Here is a 20,938-nt window from a genome sequence, read left to right as displayed (position 1 = left end):
GAGAAACAATGAAGAGAGCATTGATCGTGATTGATTATACGGTGGACTTTGTAGCGGATGAAGGAAAGCTCACGTGCGGGGAGCCGGGGCAGGTGATCCAGGGGAAGATTGCCGGGCTCATGAGGGAGTTTGCTGAAGCGGGTGACTATGTGGTCGTGGCAAATGACATCCACTTCGAAGGGGATGAGTTCCATCCGGAAGCCAGACTGTTCCCGCCTCATAATATCGCGTGGACGGAAGGACGGGAGCTATACGGAGCCGTCCGCACGGCGTATGACGATGTGAAAGCATCTGGCGCTCCGATTCCGATCCTTGAATTCGATAAAACGAGATACAGTGCCTTCGCCGGGACGGAGCTCGATCTGCGCCTGCGGGAGCGCGGAATCCGGGAAATCCATCTTGTTGGCGTGTGTACGGATATCTGCGTACTCCATACGGCAGTGGATGGCTACAACCTCGGGTACAGCATGGTCGTGTACCGGGAAGCCGTTGCTAGCTTTAATCAGGCGGGTCACGAATGGGCGCTTGAGCATTTCAAACATACTCTGGGGGCTGATGTGAGATGAGTGTCTTCAAGGACTGGACGCTGTTTGAGAAGTGCTGGCTGGCGGTCTTTACGGTCATCAATCTGTATCTTTTCGTTGCCCTCGATGACACCTTTCTCGGGCTGATTGTGTCCCTGACGGGGATGATGTGTGTGGTGCTGGTGGCAAAGGGGAAGATCGCCAATTACTATTTCGGGATCATCCAGACCGGGCTGTATGCGTACATCGCTTACGGCTACGGGTTGTACGGGGAGGTCATGCTGAACGGCCTGTTCTATTTTCCCCTCCAGTTTGTAGGGATCTATTTGTGGAGCCGACATACTGTGAAAAGTGATGCACGTGGGGAGGATGTGGTGGTCCATTCCCTAAGTAAGAGTGGCTGGGTGTGGACGATTGCGGGATTCGTCGTCGGTTTTATCGCCTATGCCCTGATTCTCCAAGAGATCGGCGGCCGGAATGTGTGGGTCGATTCTGCCACCACGGTGCTGTCGGTCATCGCCCAGCTCCTCATGCTGAAGCGGTTCACGGAGCAGTGGCTCGTCTGGATCATGGTGAATGTCCTCTCCATCGTCCTTTGGCTCACGACCTTGATGACCCAGGGCGGCAATGACTTTGCCATGCTGGTGATGTGGAGTGCGTTCCTTGTAAACAGCGTCTACGGGTACATCAACTGGAGACGAATTGGAAGAAAACAGGGAATGGAGGCAGCATGATATGAAGAAGATCGGATTTTACGGGGGGAAGTTCCTGCCGCTTCACCAGGGACATGTGTATGCCTTGATTCAGGCGTCCACCATGGTGGAGGAGCTGTATGTCGTGCTGTCACACTCGGAAAAGCGGGACCGGGAGATCTGCGCCCGAACGGATTTCCCCTATGTTCCGGCGGCGGTCCGACTGCGCTGGCTCCATCAGCTTACGAAGGATATGCCTTACGTTCATGTTGTATCGATTGAAGACGATGCGGGAGATGAGGATTATGACTGGAGAGACGGGGCTGCTTTAATCAAGGAGGCGATCGGCCAGCCCATTGATGAGGTCTTTTCGTCTGAACGGGGATACTCGGATATTTTCCGGGAGTGCTATCCCGGTGCTGAGCATATCATCCTGGATGAAGAGCGGGTATTCGCCCCAATCTCTGCCACCATGATCAGAACTGACGGGGTGTACCGTCACTGGGACATGATTCCGTCTGTGGCAAGATCGTATTTCGTGAAAAAAGTCGTAGTGATCGGTACCGAGAGCTGCGGGAAATCGACGCTCGTGCGGAATCTGGCTTCGGTTTTCAATACCAATTATGTCGCGGAATACGGCCGGACGCGCTGTGAGGAGATTGGCGGATATGACGGGGTGCTCCTTGATGAGGATTACCCCATGATCGCTTATGAGCAGCAGCGTCAGGTAGAGAAGGCCTCTGCCTTCAGCAATCGCGTCCTCTTCGTGGATACGGAAGCGACGGTGACCCAATTTTATTCTGAGCTGTATAATGGGAAGCTTCAGGAGGTACTGGATTCCATCGCAAAAGCCCAGGAATATGATCTGTATCTGCTCCTTGAGCCTGACGTCGAATGGGTGGATGACGGCTGGCGGATGCACGGGGAAGAAACAGTCCGGAGGCAGAATCACGAGCGGCTACAGGAGCTGCTGGAAGAGAACGGCATTATGTTCACCACGCTCTCGGGGTCGTACCGGGAGAAGTGGGAGGAAGCGTTTCGGCTTGTGAATGGAATGTTGAAATAGAACAAAAGCCCGGTGGCATCACCGGGCTTTGCTGTGCTTACAGGGCTTTCTGAGGGACATCGGGTGACAGGGGCATCAGGCGGCCGTCCCGGTCCTTGTATACGATGTGGTCCCGGGTGAATTTTGCCGGGGAATCGATACCTGCCGCTGCTGCGAGATTGAAGAGCCCTTCCCTGAGAGAAAGGATGTAGTTGCAGACGCGGAAGGACTTCTCTTCGACCACGAGTGATTCCTGAAGCTTATCGTCGGTGGTGGCAACCCCGACGGGACAGTTGTTCGTGTGGCATACCTGAGCCTGGATGCAGCCGACGGAGAACATGAGTCCCCTGGCGATATTGACGAAGTCGGCTCCAAGGGCGAGGGCATACGCAATCTTGTCGGGTGTAAGGAGCTTCCCTGATGCAAAGATCTTCACCTTGTCCCGGACACCGTGCCTGACAAGGGTATCATGGACGAAGGGGAGAGCCGATTTGATGGGCACCCCCGTGGCATCGGCAAGCTCTTGGTAGGAAGCACCAGTACCGCCTTCACCACCATCGACGGTGATGAAATCTGGGTGTCGGCCCGTTTTTGCCATGAAGGAAGCGAGCTCCTCGATATCCCCGGTGTTCCCGACGACGAGCTTGATGCCGACGGGTTTTCCACCGACTTCACGAAGTTGTTCGATGAAGTCGAGCATGCCTTCAGGGGAATTGAACTCACGGAATCTGTTCGGGCTGTCGATGGACTCCCACGCCTCCACGTTACGGATCGAGGCGATCTCAGGTGTGACCTTCTTACCGTCAAGATGGCCGCCACGGGTCTTGGCTCCTTGGGCGAGCTTCAATTCGAATGCTTTGATTTCCTTCAGATCGCTTTTCTTCTTGAATTCTTCCCAGGAGAAATCCCCGTCTTTCGTCCTCACACCGAATAGCCCGGGTCCGATCTGGCAGATGATGTCTACGCCTCCTTTTAAGTGATGCTTCGATAACCCTCCTTCCCCGGTGTTCATCCATGTTCCGCCGGCAAGGCCGAGGCCCGTCGACAGGGCGGTGATGGCGTTGCCCCCGAGGGAGCCGTAGCTCATGGCCGACTGTCCGACGAGCCCTTTGACGCGGAAGGGATGGCGGCATGTGTACTCGCCGATGATGGGAGCGTCTTCATCTTTCAGGAGGAAGGGATCGGCCAACGTTTCTTCACGATGTTCCTTGCGGTTGAAGAGGTTGTCCTTATCAATCTTGTATACTTTCGTCGGCACCTTTTTCTCATTGTCCACGTTCAGCTCATCTCGCTGGACGGGGAAGAGAGTATTCCGGATGAAGTAGCCCTCCCCGTCGAAATCGCGCTCCGAACCGAAGCCGAGCATGCGGGTGTTATACTTGCCGGATTTCACCGTGCTTGTGTAGTCATTCCGGGAGAAGGGTTTCCCTTCAGAATCATTATTGAAGAAATATTGCCTGAGTTCAGGTCCCATCTTCTCGAGGATGTACCGTATTTTGCCGAGAACGGGATAGTGGCGCAGGATCGCATGTTCCTCTTGGCGTTCATCGACCCGCCATATGTAAAAAAGAAAGGCGGCGGGAACTAGGATGACCAGGGCAAGGAGGATGAGCAGGATCCAGAGTAAGATCGTTTCCATGAAGTAGCCCCCTTTAGTGATTGAATGGAAAAAAGCCGGGCGGATGCCCGGCCAAATCATGGTCAGAACAGGCGCTTCAAAGCTTTCTTGAGAGGCGGCATTTCGACGCTGTGATCTTTGTAGAATTTCTTCATCATATGTTTCGTATAGCCTTGGGCCTGTTCCCAGGTGATTTTGCCTGGAAGGGGAGGTTCAAGGTCGATTTCGACGTCAATGATGACAGGTTTATTCGATGCTTTCGCCATATCGAAGGCAGGTCCGAGGTCTTCGTACGTTTTCACATGATAGCCTTCGCCTCCGCATGACTTGGCGAACTGGGCGAAGTCGATTTCTTGAAGCTCTGTGGCGTATTCAAGATGACCGGCTGCTTCCTGTTCATACTTGATCATGCCGATGCGGCTGTTGTTGAGCACCACGACGATAATCGGAAGCTTGTATTTAACGGCGGTCACGAAGTCTTGCATGTTCATGGCGAAGCCGCCGTCCCCGCATACTGCAATGGCTTGACGATCCGGATAAGCGAGAGAGCTTGCAATGGCACCCGGCAGTCCGCAGCCCATCGTGGCCAGCCAGCTGGAAATGATGAAGTCCTGATTGGTGATGTTGAAGTAGCGAGCCATCCATACGGTCACGTTTCCGACATCGACAGAGAGGACGGCATCGTCGTCAGCAATCCGTTCGATATGAGGGATGACCTGAGGTGCTTTGAGTGGTGTGGACGTTTCTTCGGTATCCTTCCCGATATGGGTCCACCAGTTCTGCATATTCTTCTGGCACTCTTCGAGGAAGGAGCGATCGTCCCTGCGCTGAAGGTGCTTATTCCATTCCTCCAGCACGAGGGCTGTATCCCCTACGATACCGGCAGAAACGGGGTACCTCTTCCCAATCTGGGCGGGATCTACATCGACCTGAATCGCATCGGCATCATCCGGTAGATAATCCCGGTACGGGAACGAGGTTCCGATCATGATCATAAGATCTGTTTCTTCCATCGCTTCATACGCAGGCTTCGTCCCGATCTGACCAAGCTGTCCGAGGTTCAGCGGATGCCGGTCCGGCAGCACGCCCTTCGCGGGAAGGGTGAAGATGATCGGGGCCCCGATTGTATCGGCGAATGCCTCGAGCTCTTGTTTGGCCGCCTTCGTTCCGGTCCCTGCCAGGATGACAGGGCGCTTGGCATTCTCGATGAAGTTGAGACCGGTGATGAGATCCTCCTTTTGAGGGATGTGTCTTGCGAATGAAGTCAGACTGGATGTGAAAGAAGTCGCATTCTTGATTTTGTCCCTCGGAATGTCGTCAGGGATGACGAGGACAGCGACGCCATTTCGCGCATAGGCCGTGCGGATGGCCTGGTTCAGCATGTCAGGGAATGCTTCCGCCGAAGCTACGGTCTCTGAATAGACCGAAACGTCGTCGAACATGCGTGCCAGATGAACCTCCTGGAATGAATCACGGCCGAGTTCCGTTGTCGCCACCTGACCCGCGAGGACGAGTACGGGTGCTCCGTCGGCCTTTGCGTCATACAGTCCGTTCAACAGATGGATCGCGCCAGGTCCGCCAATCGTCATGCAGACACCGATCTTCCCAGTCAGTTTTGCATAGGACGAGGCTGCCAATGCCGCCACTTCCTCGTGACGGATCTGAATGAACTCAATATCGTCTTTCTTTCCGCGAAGTACATCAACAAAGTTATTGATCGAATCACCGGGCATCCCGAAGATATGCTGAACGTCCCAGTTTTGAAGGACGTCTGCAGCGGCATGCCCTGCCAGCGTTTTTGCCATAAGTATTCCCTCCTGGTGTATATGTCTCTCATTCTCTACCACTATTTCTTTCCAACTAAACTACGGGAGTAGAAATGATTGCATAATGGAGGAGGATTTTTCTAAACTGGATTAAACGGATTATATGCAAGGGGGAACCACCATGTTCAATGCAATCAGGCAATGGTTCAAGCCATCCCGCTGCGCAGTATGCGGCCGGAAGCCCGTGCAGCCCCAGCGTTACAAGAATGACCGTGGGGAGCCGGTGCTCGTGTGCAGGAAGTGTACGGAATATGCGGAGAGAAGGGCGTTTGTTAGGAGATGACGAAAGAAGCGGCCCCATTAGGCGGGACCGCTTCTTTGTCATTTGCTCTGCCTATCACTTCAATACTCAAACATCTTCAATTTTACCGTCTCGGCCATTTGTCGGTACCCCGCTTCATTTGGATGCAGTCCGTCCCCTGAATTGTATTTCGGCTGGAGTCTGGATGGATCATCGGCATTCCGAAGTACTTTATCAAAGTCGATCACCCCGTCGAAGGCGCCGCTGTTCCGTATCCATGCGTTGACCTTGCGGCGCGTCCGGTCGCCTTCCGCGGTATATTTTCCTGAGTCATTGTATGGGGAGATCGTGACTCCATAGATTTCGACGCCGTTCTTATGGGCCTCCTTGATCATGGCCTTCATTTCATCGATGATGGTCACGGCATCTGTCTCCGGATGATGGCGGATGTCATTTATGCCCTGATGAACGATGACGCCTTTCACGCCGGTTTGTTCAAACACATCCCTCTTCAGTCGATCGGGGGCTTTTTCCCCTTTTTCCTCCGGGCTGTCGAGGAGCTGATTCGCAGAGATTCCTGCGTTCAGGACCGTCCATTTTCCATCGGCCTTATCATTGATCCGCTCGGACAGATAGTCCGTCCACCGGTGATTGGAATCGATCTTTGAATCATTTCCATTATCAATTGAGCTGCCGAGGACGACGATGGACCCTTTGACCTTCTTATCTGTCCTCACATCGACCCCATCAAGCCAGTACCATCCTTTTTCAATGGATTTGTAGCCGTCTTTTCCTGCCTTGCCAGTGGCGTCTCCATCAGCGGAATAGGTTGTCTGCATCGACCTCGGGTGCCAGGTGGCAGGTCCTGATTCCCCTTTGAAATAAAGGCTCACCGTCAGAGCTTCATCTTCAGAGATCTTGATGGGGATCGGATCACTAGAGGTCCGTTCGCCGGCCGGGATGCGCACATCCTTTTTACCGTCGAAGGAGACGGATACAGGTTCTCCCTTTGTTTCCGCTCCTTTTTTCGTTATGCCGATGCTCACTTTGTCGACTTTCAGCTCTTCATCTGAAAACGTGTTTGACAGCCGGATGCGGACCTGATCTCCGTCCACATGGGGTTTGATCACCATGCGCACGGTCTGATCCTTGAACCCTTCATAGGATTCACCGTCCTTGAAGGGCTCCTGCATCGCCGTCATCCAGGCGCCCATCCAGTGCCTTTCCTTCACCTTCTCTTCTTTTCCTTCAGTCATGAAAAGAAAGCCCGCCACCGCTACCGCAGCAAGTGCTATGTATAAAAAAATCCTCACCTTTTTCACCTCATTCAAGACTGACAGTATTCCTTACCCGAACTCTCTATATAGTAATGCCAATGCAAGCGGAATTTTATGATTGGGCTATATGGCTCCAAGATAGGGGAGAGGGGCGCGACAGTCAATGAACAATTCCTGGCATCCCCCTTCTGGCATGGCAATGGAATAAAAAAGATTGAAACCCTTCTCACAATGTAAGAAAATAGTGGGGAAGCGAAAACGGAATGGCTCTGTTCATTCTTACATACATAGGAGGACCATCATGAATCAACCATTATTCTTAACACCCGTGTTCCAGGAACGAATTTGGGGAGGAACGGCCCTCAGGGATCAGTTCGGTTATGACATTCCTTCTGACAAGACTGGCGAATGCTGGGCCATTTCAGGACACCCGAACGGACAAAGTACCGTCCGAAGCGGAGAATTTGCAGGGAAGACCGTCGGTGAACTTTGGGAGCAGCACCCTGAATTATTTGGGAATTACGATTCACCTGTATTCCCGTTATTGACGAAAATCCTCGATGCCAACGCCGATTTGTCTGTCCAGGTGCATCCGGACGACAGCTACGCAAACATCAATGAAAACGGCGAGCTCGGAAAGACTGAATGCTGGTACATCATCGACTGTGAAGAAGGAGCAGACATGATCTTCGGTCACAACGCCCTTTCTAAAGAAGAGTTCACGAGCATGATCGAAAAAGGGGAGTGGAGCGATCTACTCCGCCGCGTGAGGATCAAACCGGGCGACTTCTTCTATGTACCAAGCGGCACGATCCACGCGCTCTGCACGGGTACACTCGTCCTTGAAACGCAGCAGAGCTCAGATACGACATATCGCGTATACGACTACGACCGTACCGATGCAGAAGGCAACACCCGTGAGCTGCACATCGACAAATCCATCGACGTGACCACGATCCCACATATCGCAGAAGCCGTGGAGCCGAAAGTCGACAGCCGCGATGGAGTGACGATCACCACCTTCGTTGAAGCGGAATACTTCACCGTACACAAATGGGAAGTGAACGGCCATGCATCCTTTGTACAGGACAAGCCGTTCCAGCTCGCCAGCGTACTGAGCGGAGCAGGAACACTGCGCGTGCAGGGCGAAGACCACGTGTTGGAAAAGGGCATGCATATCATCATTCCTGCCGATGTGGAGACGTTTGAAGTGGAAGGTCAGGTTGAATTGATCGTTTCGCATGTGTAATGGATAGAGGGAGGAGCACAGGACCTTTGGGTTTTGCGCTTCTTTTTTGTGTGCTGGCTGGTGGGGCGGATTCGGGTTCGCAAATAATAGGCTGGTTTCGTATGGAAACCGGTTTGAGCGCAAGTATTGAGATTCAATCATATGGTAACAACTTTGTTCGCAAATAAGAAAACGGTTCGAAATCCGACTCGCAAATAATTTTTCAATTTTCGCAAATAATTCTTGAGAATTCACAAGTATTCGTTGTCACTGAACCTACCGGACAGTGGCCGGACCCTTAAAACAGGGAAAAGCGGCTGCGAGAACTGTCGAATGATGTCATAGAGGCAGGATGGAGTAATATCGTCCTTGAGTATCGCTGATATCTGGACCCTATTTGCTAATAAGCGAACCATTCCGCTAGGTCTTGTAAAAAGAAGCAAATTGAAGCTCTGCCAACACGCCCAGGCCTTCTCCATTCCCACATCCCCAACAAACGGGCGGAGCATCTCATACACCCCCCTCTGATCTTCCACCACCAAATCTAAACAACTGTTTAACCCCACCACTATGTGCCTCTACTCAAACCATGCCACCCATTCAAACGTTTGTTTACATTTCCGTAAGCAAAAAGTATCATAAATAGATAAAACTCCCTGTCAAAACAGAGAAGGTGACGAGCATGAATGAAAGACAGCAGGAGATCTTGCGGATGCTGGTGAGCCGGCATCATGAATATGTCTTGATCAAAGAATTCAGTGAGGAACTCCACTGTTCCGAAAAAACGGTGCGGAATGACCTCAAGGTGATACAGGAATCCATGGCAGCCTATCCGTCGGTGAAGTTGATCCGGAAGCCGGGTCAGGGAATCTGCCTGGAAATCGGAGAACAAGACCGGGCGGAGCTATACCGAGAACTGCAAACGAGGGGAAGCAGTCATGTGGAAGAGGAGGATCGGATCGTCCAGATTGCGTATTTTCTTCTCATGAATACAGACCCCGTCGTCGTGCAGGACCTGGTAGACCGGTATTATGTAAGCAAGTCGGTGATCAGGAAGGACCTCGAACGGATCGGGGATTGGTTTAAGCGGTTCGATTTGGAGCTTTTGTCAAAGCAGAAGGTGGGGCTCACGATCGAAGGGACCGAGCTGAACCGTCGTCTGGCTTTGACGCGGCTTTCTCAGCTCGTGGATGATGGGTCGGATTCCTTCATCAGCGCCCAATTTACCCAGCATGAGATCACCATCGTACGGAGGAGGCTGGAAGAGCTGCAGGAGCGGTTCGATCTTCATCTGACCGATGAAACCTTTGAACGGATCGTCGTTCATACCCTCCTTATGATCAAGAGGACGAAGCTGCAGCAGACGATCTCCCTTTCGGAAAAAGAAAAAACGATGATCATGGAAAAAAAAGAATACGAATGGACAGTGGCATTCCTCGAAGGGATCGAACCGTACTTTTCCGTTCGCTTCCCCGAAGCGGAGCAGGCATACCTGGCCCTGCACTTCCTTGGTGGGAAGTTCCGGTATCAGGACGACGAAGCGATCCGCGAGCTCACCGGCCACGACAATCGACTCGGGGAAGTGACGGATCTTCTTCTCGGAAAGCTGTCTGAGATGCACGGTGTGGATTTCTACAGTGACCCCGAACTCTTCAACGGGTTGACCGTGCACTTGAATTCCACGTTGAATCGCCTGACATACGGGCTTCCCGTAACGAATGTGATGCTAGGGGACATCAAGAAGATGTATCCGTTCATGTTCGACCGGATCATGCTCGTCCTTGAAGAACTGGAAGGCATCGAGGTGCCGGAAGAGGAAGCGGCCTATATCACCCTTCACTTCCAGGCGTCCCTCGAACGTCTTCAGCAGCCCATAACGGATGTGAAAAGAGTCGTCATCGTCTGTCATATGGGGATGGGGATGTCCCAGCTCCTTCGTACAAAAATCGAGCGGAAATTCTCGTCTGTCCTCGTGCTGGCAAGCATCGGGAAAGGGGAGCTGCAGTCCTACCTCGAGACAAGCGAGGCGGATCTCATCATCTCCACGATCAGCCTTCCCGACAGGGGCGTCCCGTCGATCGTCGTTTCCCCGCTCCTAGGAAAACAAGATGAAGAAAGGCTGAAAGAGCGGTTGACCTACCTCGAGGACCCGGTGCAAAGGGGACAAAGGGAGTCAATCATCCTGAAGTTCGCCAACCCATTCCTTGTCTTTCCTCAACAGGATGGATTCAGCCGCTATGAGTTAATTCGGAAGCTTGCAGGGACCCTCGTGGACAAAGGGTTCGTCGATCAAGCCTACATAGAAAATGCCATGATCCGTGAACGGATGTCAGCCACCACCATCGGAGCAGGCATTGCCATTCCCCACGGCCATCCCGACCTCATCCACCAGTCGGCCATCGCCATCGCCACCCTGCGGGAACCAATCGAATGGGGTGAGGAGAAAGTCTCCCTCGTCTTCCTCCTCGCAGTCAAAAGCACCGACCCGGCCGAATCCCGTCAGCTCTTCCAGGAAATCTCGCACCTCACCGAGAACCCGGAACGGATTGAGCAACTTCTCTCAGACCGTGACGCCATGACATTCCTGACCCATCTCGGGGCCGTGTAAAACGGCCTCTTTTTTTATTTAGTATTTTAAATGAAACACAGAGATGATAGGGTTAGTGATTCCTCGGCTTGTGATGAAAAGAGACATAAGTATGCGTGGGAATTCTATTTACAGACCAATCGTCAGGAATTTATTCTACTATTCCCCACAAGTGTCTTGTAGCGGAGGTCGACCGACTCCAGCGGGAAAAGCGGGCAGGAGAGACCCTGCAGGCCTGCCGAAGCGGCTCACCGCCCGCCCTGCAGGAAAGCGGTCGACCGAAGCGGAAAGACACGTCCCATCTATGGATTAGTGACCTAGCATCATAACCCCGCGAAAAACAATATATCCACTTTTACCACAACCTCCGGTAACAACTTGACCTTTTTCGACAGGATTCTCGGTGTATAGTAAATGTAAGCGATTTCGATAAAGGAGACAGACACTATGAAAATACTAGCCATCACCTCATGTCCAAATGGAATTGCCCATACATACATGGCCGCCGAGAACCTCGAAAAAGCAGCCATAGAAATGGGCGTCGAAATAAAAGTAGAGACACAGGGCTCCATCGGTGTCGAGAACGAACTGACCGAGAAAGACATCCAAGAAGCAGCCGGCATCATCATCGCCGCTGATAAAACCGTCAACAAAGACCGCTTCAACGGCAAGCAGCTCCTTGTCACAGGCGTACAGGACGGGATCCGCAAGCCGAAGGAACTCATCCAAAAGGTGATCGACGGAAATGCTCCGATCCATCAATCAAGCGGACAGACCGAGAAGAAGTCCGATAAGAAAGAAAACCCGATCTACCGCCATCTCATGAACGGTGTGTCGTATATGGTTCCGTTCATCGTCATCGGCGGTCTGCTCATCGCCGTGGCCCTGACACTCGGAGGCCAGAAAACGCCGGGCGGACTGGTCATTCCGGACGATTCATTCTGGAAGCATATTGAAGCCATTGGTTCTGCGTCCTTCACGTTCATGGTACCGATCCTCGCCGGGTTCATCGCCTATAGCATCGCCGACAGGCCGGGTCTTGCACCAGGTGTCGTCGGAGGATTCATCGCCGCCAACGGAAGTTTTTATGGAAGTGAAGCAGGAGCTGGATTCATCGGTGGGATCATCGCCGGTTTCCTTGCGGGGTATGCCGCTCTCTTGATCAAGAAAATCAAAGTGCCAAAAGCCATCATGCCGATCATGCCGATCATCATCATCCCGGTACTCGCCTCCCTCATTGTCGGCCTTGCCTTCGTTTACCTGATTGGGGCGCCGGTTGCGAATATCTTTGAAGTCCTGACAGACTGGCTCGCCGGTATGCAGGGAACAAGCTCCATCCTTCTTGCGTTGATCCTTGGGGCCATGGTGTCATTCGATATGGGTGGTCCGGTCAATAAGGTCGCCTTCCTCTTCGGATCTGCCATGATCGGAGAAGGAAACTATGAGATCATGGGCCCGATTGCCGCGGCCATCTGTATCCCGCCGATCTCCATGGGACTCGCAACATTCATCGGCCGCAAGAAATTCCATGCCGCTGAGAAAGAAACAGGAAAAGCATCGTTTACGATGGGGCTCTTCGGAATCACCGAAGGAGCAATCCCATTCGCTGCACAGGATCCACTCCGCGTCATTCCGAGCATCATGATCGGATCCATGACCGGTTCCGTCATCGCCATGCTCGGTCACGTAGGAGACCGCGTTGCCCACGGTGGTCCGATCGTCGCCGTGCTTGGTGCCGTGGATAATGTATTCATGTTCTTCGTCGCCGTCATCGTCGGCTCGTTCGTCGCAGCCATCGTCGTGAATCTATTGAAAAAAGACATTGTGGAAGAAGCCCTTACTCCTGAAGGTGTCTCAGTAAGCGTACCTGTAGAGGAGAAAGGTGAAGAACCTGCCGTACACAAAACTGCGCCTGAGGCAACACAGGCTGCAGCACCGGTTGAAATCAACCGCCTGACCGATATCACGAACCTCGACCTGATCGAGATCGACCTCGCCGGGGAGACCCGTGATGACGTCATCGACGAAATGATCACCAAGCTTCATGCCAATGGAAGCATCGCTTCTAACGCAGACTTCAAGGAAGCCATCATTGCCCGTGAAGAAGAAAGCTCCACCGGGATCGGCATGAACATCGCCATCCCACACGGAAAGTCTGACTCTGTCCAGAAGCCAAGCGTCGTCTTCGGCATCAAACGGGACGGAGTCGATTGGAAGAGCCTTGACGGGTCCGATGCCAAGCTTATCTTTATGATCGCCGTACCTAAGCAAAGCGCCGGCAACGAACATTTAAAGATCCTTCAGCTCCTATCACGCCAGCTCATGGACGACGACTTCCGCAACCAGCTCCTCGCCGTCCAAACAAAAGAACAAGCCTACACACTACTGGGAAAAATAGAATAGAGTGAAGCAAGGGGACGGTTCCGATGCGTCAAAAAAATGACGAACAGGAACCGTCCCCTTTTATCATGCTGTCGAAAAAAAGAAGATTTTGCTAGTTATCTCCATATGAAACTATTATACTAGGGAACAGGAATATTTTTCATGTAACTAGTTGATTAGTGAAAAGAGGAAAACAATTGAAGAGCATGTACAAACTATCATTATCAAGCCTGCTCGCCGTGATTATCTTGATGCTCGTCGGTGGCCAGACTGCATCTGCATATTCCCTTGACCGGGTCAGTGGTAATGACCGGTATCAGACGTCGGTCGCTGTATCCAAAAAAGGATGGAAGAGCGGGGCGAAGACCGTCATCCTCGTGAATGGGAAGGATCTTTCAGAAGCTGCTGTTGCTGCACCGCTCGCCAAGCATCTGGATGCCCCGGTGCTTCTGACAAATCCAAACGCACTGTCTTCAGCCACACGCAAGGAAATCCAACGGCTGAACCCAAATACCATCATTCTCCTTGGAGGAAAAAAGAACCTGTCTGACAAGGTGATTGATAAAACGATCAAGGCAAAAGTAAAGCGGATCGGCGGAAAAGACAGCTATGAGACGGCTGCTTTGGTGGCAAAGGAGCTTCCGGCTTCATCTAAGGCCGTGGTCGCTTCCAGCGGTTACCTGCACGATGTATTGGCTGCTGCCCCGTATGCAGCTAAGAATAATATGCCGATTCTACTAACCAAGTCCGATAGTCTTCCGGCGGCTACGAAAAAAGCGCTGAAAGGAAAGAAAAGCACCATCGTGATTGGTCGTACGAAAGCCGTTTCTGAAAAAGTGAAGAAACAGCTTCCTAAACCAACCAGGATCAGCGGCAGTGATCGCTACGACACATCTGCAAAGATTGCCAAGCTCATGGGCACGAAAAAGAAATCGTATGTGGTCACTGGAAAGAATATGACCGATGCCGTATCGGCATCAGCCCTGGCAGCGAAAAACGGAGGGGTGCTCCTATTCGTGGAGAAAACCTACGTATCAACCCCTGTTAAAGTCGTCATCGATCAAAACCAGTTAACCCAGTTCACCGTCATCGGCGGCACTAACATTATTGACAACAAAGTCGGATCCGAGCTCAAACAGCCGATCGAGCATCTCCTCGTGAACAAAAAAGTCGCTGTAGGCAAAGATTATAAAGCTGCGAAACTAGTAGAACCGAAGGTCAAATTCGCCTTCAGCTACAACGATCCAAAGCGCCTCATGGACAGCCGCGCCGTCCCGAACTTCGAGGCCCTCATGAAGGCGGCCTGGAAAGACAACGTGAAGCTTTACGCACAGTCCGGCTACCGCTCCTACGACAGACAGGCGGAACTGTATAACTACTACAAACGCACCTACGGCGAAAAATACGCAAGCCGCATCAGTGCCAAACCGGGTACAAGCGAGCACCAGACCGGTCTTGCCATGGATGTGACGAGTCCTTCCGTCGGCTATGACCTCGTAGAAAAATTCGCCAACACGAAAGAAGGGAAATGGGTCGCGAAAAACGCCCACAAATACGGCTTCATCATCCGTTACCCTAAAGGGAAAGAGAATGAAACCGGCTATGCCTATGAGCCTTGGCATCTCCGCTATGTTGGGAAAGATGCGGCTAAAGAGATTTACTCCAAGAACATTACGTTCGAGAAATATGTGAAGTAATCAAAGTGAACCTTCCGCTCATGGTGGAAGGTTTTTTTCTTTGGTGAAGCAAGGGGACGGTTCTGATGCGTCAAAAAAATGACGCACGGGAACCGTCCCCTTGCACTGCCTATTCGCTCTCATAAACTGTCCATATTAAAGTTTTCCTGCCTTTATTAAAGGACTTCCTGCCAGGCAGTTCCATGGTTGATTTTTTGTCTATATGATAGGGATAAGAGAAAATGTAAGCGATTTCTAAAAGGGGGTGGGGATAATGGAATTCCCGAAAGGTTTTATGTGGGGAGCGGCTTCATCGGCTCCTCAGATGGAAGGGGCTTCAAGCCGAGGGGGGAAGTCTCCGAGCGTTTGGGATCATTGGTTCCAGAAAGAGCCACACGTCTTTTATCAAAGGATTGGGCCTGAGGAGACAACAGGTTTTTATGCCAATTATAAAAAAGATATTTCACTGATGAAAGAGCTCGGGTTCAATTCCTATCGCACATCGATTTCATGGACGAGGCTGATGCCCGACGGTCACACGTTGAATGACGAAGCAGTGGAGTTTTACCGTGATGTGTTCACCAGAATGCTTGACCAGGGCATCCGCCCCGTGGTGAATCTTTTTCATTTTGACATGCCGTATTGGCTGTATGAGAAAGGTGGATGGGATATCAGGGAGTCAGCGGAAGCTTTCGCCTTATATGCGGAAACGGCTTTTAAATGTTTTGGGGATCTTGTAGAAGACTGGGTGACCTTCAATGAACCGATTGTCCCTGTAGAGATGGGCTACTTGAATGATAAGCATCTACCTGGTGTGTTCAACATCAGGAGAGCCTGTCAGGCTGGGTTCCACACCTTGCTTGCCCATGTCAAGGCAGTACAGACTTTCCGGAAGAATGAGCATCGGGGAAGGATCGGCATCGTACTGAATCTGACGCCGAGTTATCCGAGATCAGAGAATGTGGATGATGTGAAGGCGGCAGAACTGGCAGACGCGCTATTCAACAAGAGTTTTCTTGACCCAGTCGTCAAGGGTGAATATCCGGATGTCCTATGTGAGTTCATCCGGAATGAAAGCATCCATGTCAACATGTACCCCGATGACCTGGCGCTGATCAAAGCCCATACTGTGGATTTCCTCGGGGTGAATTATTATCAGCCGAGACGGGTGAAGGCAGGGGATGAGAGCGCTGAACATGTCTTAGATCGTTCTTTCCTTCCTTACGAGTGGCCTGATCGAAAGATGAACCCGCACCGTGGTTGGGAGATTTATGAAAAGGGGATCTATGACATCGCGATTCAGATCCGGGATGAATACGGAAATATTCCTTGGTTCATCGCTGAGAACGGTATGGGGGTCGAGGGGGAAGACCGTTTCAGGAACGAGGCGGGATTCATCCAGGATGAGTACAGGATCGAGTTTTTTGTAGAGCACCTGAGATGGCTCCATAAGGGGATACGTGAAGGCTCCAATTGCTATGGATTCCATGTATGGACCTATATTGATAACTGGTCATGGCTCAATGAATACAAAAACCGCTATGGGCTTGTCGAGTTCGATCTTGATAGTGGCGAACGCAGGAAAAAGAAGAGTGCTGACTGGTTCAGGAAACTGGCGGAATCAAATCGATTACCGGGAGAGGCGGCATGTGATGAAACATCTATTCGCCATTGATATCGGTGGGACGTTCACGAAATTCGCCCTGGTCACCAGTCATGCTGACATTGTTCTGAAAGAGGAGGTCCCGACGCCTGTCAGTGTAGAGGAATTCAGCGTTCATGTCGATCAGGTTCTGGGAAGATGGCAGAGGGACCACCATATAGAGGGGATCGCCATCAGTTCTCCAGGCAGCGTAACGGATGCCGGTTTTGTCCTCGGGCATAGTGCGGTGAATTTCATCCATGTCGTGAATCTGCGTGCTTTATTCCACGAACGATACGGGTTGCCGGTCACAATGGAGAATGACGCCAATTGTGCGGCCCTTGCAGAGCAGTGGAGCGGGGCTGGTGCCGGTTGTGATACATTTGCCTGCATCGTGTGTGGCACAGGGATCGGCGGAGGGATCGTCATCAACGGTCGGCTGCATAAGGGAGCGAATCTCCATGGTGGAGAATTCGGTTATTCCCTGATGGAAGGCCATGAAACGTGGAGTGAACGTGGATCATCATTTGCCCTGACGAAGCGTCTGAAGGATGAGCCCCCACATGGAGCCGCATGGACCGGCTCGCGTGTGTTCGAAGAGGCTGAAAAGGGTCATGCAGCAGCAGAGAAATCCCTCAATCAGTTCTTCCATACGATGGCTGTCGGGATATTCAATCTTCAATATATGCTTGATCCCGAGAAAATCCTCGTGGGCGGAGGCATTACGAGACAGCCGAGCTTCCTTCAGCGGTTGCAGACTGAGCTTGATCATGTCATGACGGCCAAGCCGATTGCAAAGGTGAAGCCGACTGTGGAAGTCTGTACCCATTTGGACCAGGCTCAGCTCATAGGGGCAGCCTATGTGTGGAGGAAGACATACGGAAAGGAAGATGTACATGTTTAATCGCTTGGGAAGTCTGTTCACAGAAGCGAGCCTCTGGATCTGGAAGACGATGCAGCTCAATGTGATCTGGTTCATGCATATCCTTCTTGGTGGAGTCGTTCTGGGCTTCTTTCCTGCCACAACGGCCCTATTCGCCACCACACGGAGATGGCTGAAGGGCGGTCTCGAAGAGCCGATCTACGATGGCTATCATCGCTACTACAAGGCGCATTTCTGGAAGACGAATGCAATCGGATGGATTTATACATCAATCGGTGTTTTCCTTGCCCTGGATCTATATCTCGTTACCCAACTGAAAGGAATCGTCGTGTTGTTCAGCACGGCAATCATCCTATTCCTCTCAATCCTATATGTTTTTTCATTTTTATATGTTTTCCCGTATTACGTCCATTTTGAGCAATCGCTCAAACATTATTTGATCCAGCCATTCATCCTCACCCTGATCAGCTTCAAGCAGAACCTGGTCATCACGATCGGCCTCACGATGGTAGGCTATCTCATCTATCAGATGCCTGGGTTGATTCCATTTGCCTTGGGCGTCATGCCGGCTTACTGGATCATGAAGGTATCCATGAACCGCTATAACCAATTTGCAGCGACAGGAGGAAAAGCTTGATGGGGAAAAAGACAGCGCATATCATCTCTCATTCCCACTGGGACCGGGAATGGTACATGTCCTTGGAAGAACATAAATATTATCTGGTCAAACTGTTCGATGATCTTCTCGCGAAATTAAAGGAAGATCCTGATTTTCATAGTTTCCACCTTGATGGGCAGACCATCATGGTAGATGACTACCTTGGCGTCCGGCCGGAAAGGGAGGCGGAAGTGAAGGCGTATATCCGGGAGGGCAGGCTCATCGTCGGACCGTGGTACATTCTGCAGGATGCCTTTCTTACAAGCTCGGAGGCCAATGTCCGCAATCTCCTGTATGGGATGAAGGACACGGCAGAGTGGGGGCAGGACGGGTATCTCGGCTACTATCCTGATACGTTCGGCGTCTACGGTCAGGCACCCCAGCTCCTTAAGCAGGCCAATATTGATACAGCCGCCTTCGGAAGGGGCGTGACCCCGACGGGCTTCAATAACCAGGTGCACCATGATGAGTTCTCGTCGCCTTATTCCGAGATGGTTTGGGAAGCACCGGACGGAACGCAGGTGCTCGGGATCCTGTTTGCCAACTGGTACTCGAATGGAAATGAAGTTCCTTCAGACCGTGAAGGGGCGAAAGCATATTGGGAGAAGAAGCTCGCGGAGTCGGAGCGGTTTGCCTCGACTTCCCAGCTCCTGTATATGAACGGATGCGATCATCAACCCTTGCAGGCAGACATTACGACGGCCATTGAAGTCGCCAACGAACTCATGCCGGATGTGACGTTTAAGCATTCGAGCTTCAAAGCATACATAGACGACGTGAAAAACGAGCTAACCGATGATCTGCAAACGATCCGTGGGGAGCTGAGGAATCAAAAGACCGATGGTTGGTCAACGCTTGTGAACACGGCTTCAGCGCGCATCTATTTGAAACAGGCGAACGACCGCTGCCAGCTGCTGCTGGAGAAAGTGCTTGAACCCCTTGGTGTTCTTGTGGGGGATCGGGATCTGCATCGGGATTTCTCCGAATACTACTGGAAGCTCCTCATGGAGAATCACCCACACGATAGCATCTGCGGGTGCAGTGTCGATGAAGTCCACAGGGAGATGGTGACGCGATTCGAGAAGGTGGAGAAGGGAGTGCAGCGCTTTATCCATGAGCAGCTCCGCGACATGGCGTCAGGTCTTGATACCGGGCATGCCGATCCGTTGGCAGTACCCCTTATCCTTTTCCATACGGAAGCGTCATCCCGGGTGATCACCCAAAAGGTGATGGTGGATAAGATCTACTTCAGCGACAGGGATTTCCGTGAGATCCCTGGGTTATTAAAAGGTCGTGAGCTTCCGGTATATGCATTGGAGCGAGCTGATGGGACGTTGATCCCGGTTCAAGTAGAGGACCATGGGGTTTCCTTCGGATATGATCTGCCGCGTGATGGCTTCAGGCGTCCTTACTACGGCAGGGAGATCAGCATCACGTTCCCCATCGACTTCACGACGCCTCTCGGCTATGAAGTGGTACACCTCATTCCTTCAGATGAAAGAGTAGTGGAGAAAGGGATGTGGAACGAGGAGAAGCGTCAGATTGAAAACGGCAACCTTCTGGTTACGATCCATGAGAATGGAAGCTATAGCCTCGTGGATAAACGCACAGGCTATGAGTATCCAAATCTCGGCGTCTATGAGGATAGCGGTGATATCGGGAACGAATACATGTTCAAGGAAACCGGCGATCGCCTCAGGTTTACGACGGAAGATGCCCTGTCTACTATCGATGTCGTCACGGATACCTCATACAAATCCATCGTTGAGATCCGCACAACCATGATCATCCCGAAAAGCGCTCATGAACATCTCCAGCACGAACGTGAAAACTTGGTATGGCACCCGGAGCGGACTGCAGCGCGATCAGAAGAGGTGATGGAATTCCCGATCACGACGACCCTCACCCTCCTGAAAGGAGCAGAGGGGCTGAAGGTGGATGTGAAGATGGATAATCAGGTAAGGGATCACCGTACCCGGGCGTGCTTCCCGGTCGGCAAGGGAAATGACCATCACTATGCGGACAGCATCTTCGAAATCGTCAAGCGTCCCAATCAACCGGAAAGGCAGTGGGCGAATCCGACATTCGACCACCATATGCAACGATTCGCCAGTCTTGATGACGGGGTGAAGGGTCTCACGGTGGCAGGCATCGGTCTCCATGAATACGAGATCACAGGAGGAAACGTCATGGAGATCACCTTGCTTCGATCTGTCGGGGAACTGGGTGACTGGGGTGTGTTCGATACTCCGGAAGCACAGTGCATCGGGGAGCAATCGGCATCCTTCATGATCATTCCTCATGCAGGATCGGTTCTTGAATCCAACATGTATAACAGAGCGTACAGCTATCCGATCAATCCGACCGTGGTCCAGGTCGAGCGGAATGATGGGAACGGCTCAAGAGGTGAAGCTCCATTCAAGTGGACAGGAGAGTCCCTTACGCTTACGGCGATCAAACCATCACTGAAGGGAACTGGGATCATTGTCCGCTGGTTCAATCCGACAGCAGAGGAACAGTTGTTGACCGTAGAGGGCAGCGTGCTCTACCGTTCTACCATACTTGAAGAAAAGAAGGAACAGATCGGTACAGGAAAAGCGACATGCACCGTTCGACCATATGAGATCATCACCATGATCATTAATGAAGAATAAGGAGT

The 20,938-nt window shown here is 51.9% G+C and carries 14 protein-coding genes; 11 read left to right on the top strand and 3 right to left on the bottom strand.

Annotated features, from left to right (window positions below; translation table 11 throughout):
- Positions 1 to 8: 8 nt before the first annotated feature.
- The 3 genes from K6T23_RS19705 to nadR are packed head-to-tail and all read left to right on the top strand — an operon-like array spanning position 9 to position 2,282.
- Entirely contained in the window at positions 9 to 566 is a 558-nt protein-coding gene (locus K6T23_RS19705; protein WP_238282869.1) for a cysteine hydrolase family protein, read from the top strand.
- Positions 563 to 1,258, top strand: a complete 696-nt coding sequence (gene pnuC / locus K6T23_RS19700; RefSeq protein ID WP_238282867.1) for a nicotinamide riboside transporter PnuC — start codon at positions 563 to 565, stop codon at positions 1,256 to 1,258. The genes K6T23_RS19705 and pnuC overlap by 4 nt, the downstream gene beginning before the upstream one ends.
- A gap of 1 nt (position 1,259) precedes the next feature.
- Complete coding sequence (nadR, locus tag K6T23_RS19695; RefSeq protein ID WP_238282865.1) at positions 1,260 to 2,282, top strand: multifunctional transcriptional regulator/nicotinamide-nucleotide adenylyltransferase/ribosylnicotinamide kinase NadR; 1,023 nt, start codon at positions 1,260 to 1,262, stop codon at positions 2,280 to 2,282.
- Between the two features lie 37 nt (positions 2,283 to 2,319).
- On the opposite strand, the gene K6T23_RS19690 is transcribed toward nadR, so the two are convergent.
- From K6T23_RS19690 to K6T23_RS19680, 3 genes are all read right to left on the bottom strand, one after another.
- Positions 2,320 to 3,900 carry an FMN-binding glutamate synthase family protein gene (locus K6T23_RS19690; protein WP_238282855.1) on the bottom strand — a complete coding sequence of 527 codons (1,581 nt, stop codon included), beginning with the start codon at positions 3,898 to 3,900 and terminating at the stop codon, positions 2,320 to 2,322.
- 62 nt (positions 3,901 to 3,962) lie between these two features.
- Positions 3,963 to 5,684: a pyruvate oxidase gene (locus tag K6T23_RS19685; RefSeq protein ID WP_056538814.1), complete on the bottom strand. Its 1,722-nt coding sequence runs from the start codon at positions 5,682 to 5,684 to the stop codon at positions 3,963 to 3,965.
- Positions 5,685 to 6,047: 363 nt separating this feature from the next.
- Positions 6,048 to 7,259: an SGNH/GDSL hydrolase family protein gene (locus K6T23_RS19680; protein ID WP_238282853.1), complete on the bottom strand. Its 1,212-nt coding sequence runs from the start codon at positions 7,257 to 7,259 to the stop codon at positions 6,048 to 6,050.
- A 265-nt stretch (positions 7,260 to 7,524) separates the two neighbouring features.
- Here K6T23_RS19680 and manA point away from each other — a divergent pair, with 265 nt between their 5' ends.
- The 8 genes from manA to K6T23_RS19640 all read left to right on the top strand — a co-directional run bounded on the left by manA (position 7,525) and on the right by K6T23_RS19640 (position 20,933).
- Positions 7,525 to 8,472 (top strand): mannose-6-phosphate isomerase, class I, encoded by a 948-nt coding sequence (gene manA / locus K6T23_RS19675; RefSeq protein ID WP_238282851.1) that lies wholly within the window; start codon positions 7,525 to 7,527, stop codon positions 8,470 to 8,472.
- Positions 8,473 to 9,133: 661 nt separating this feature from the next.
- The gene (locus K6T23_RS19670) at positions 9,134 to 11,059 is read left to right on the top strand and encodes a BglG family transcription antiterminator (protein ID WP_238282849.1); all 1,926 of its coding nucleotides are present in this window, start codon (positions 9,134 to 9,136) and stop codon (positions 11,057 to 11,059) included.
- Between the two features lie 426 nt (positions 11,060 to 11,485).
- A complete protein-coding gene (locus K6T23_RS19665; protein WP_238282847.1) occupies positions 11,486 to 13,441 on the top strand; it encodes a PTS fructose transporter subunit IIABC in 1,956 nt (651 codons plus the stop codon).
- Positions 13,442 to 13,626: 185 nt separating this feature from the next.
- Entirely contained in the window at positions 13,627 to 15,117 is a 1,491-nt protein-coding gene (locus K6T23_RS19660; RefSeq protein WP_238282845.1) for a cell wall-binding repeat-containing protein, read from the top strand.
- 253 nt (positions 15,118 to 15,370) lie between these two features.
- Entirely contained in the window at positions 15,371 to 16,771 is a 1,401-nt protein-coding gene (locus K6T23_RS19655) for a glycoside hydrolase family 1 protein (RefSeq protein ID WP_238282835.1), read from the top strand.
- On the top strand, positions 16,749 to 17,642 hold the full coding sequence (locus tag K6T23_RS19650) for an ROK family protein (RefSeq protein WP_238284482.1): 894 nt from the start codon (positions 16,749 to 16,751) through the stop codon (positions 17,640 to 17,642). The genes K6T23_RS19655 and K6T23_RS19650 overlap by 23 nt, the downstream gene beginning before the upstream one ends.
- Positions 17,635 to 18,258, top strand: coding sequence for a YesL family protein (locus K6T23_RS19645; RefSeq protein ID WP_053429510.1), 624 nt, complete (start codon positions 17,635 to 17,637; stop codon positions 18,256 to 18,258). Before K6T23_RS19650 ends, K6T23_RS19645 begins: the two co-directional genes overlap by 8 nt.
- Positions 18,258 to 20,933 carry an alpha-mannosidase gene (locus K6T23_RS19640; protein WP_238282833.1) on the top strand — a complete coding sequence of 892 codons (2,676 nt, stop codon included), beginning with the start codon at positions 18,258 to 18,260 and terminating at the stop codon, positions 20,931 to 20,933. Before K6T23_RS19645 ends, K6T23_RS19640 begins: the two co-directional genes overlap by 1 nt.
- Positions 20,934 to 20,938: the final 5 nt, after the last annotated feature.

This window comes from Rossellomorea marisflavi (assembly GCF_022170785.1).
Lineage (GTDB): Bacteria > Bacillota > Bacilli > Bacillales > Bacillaceae_B > Rossellomorea > Rossellomorea marisflavi_B.
This window is presented reverse-complemented; position numbering and strand designations above follow the sequence as displayed.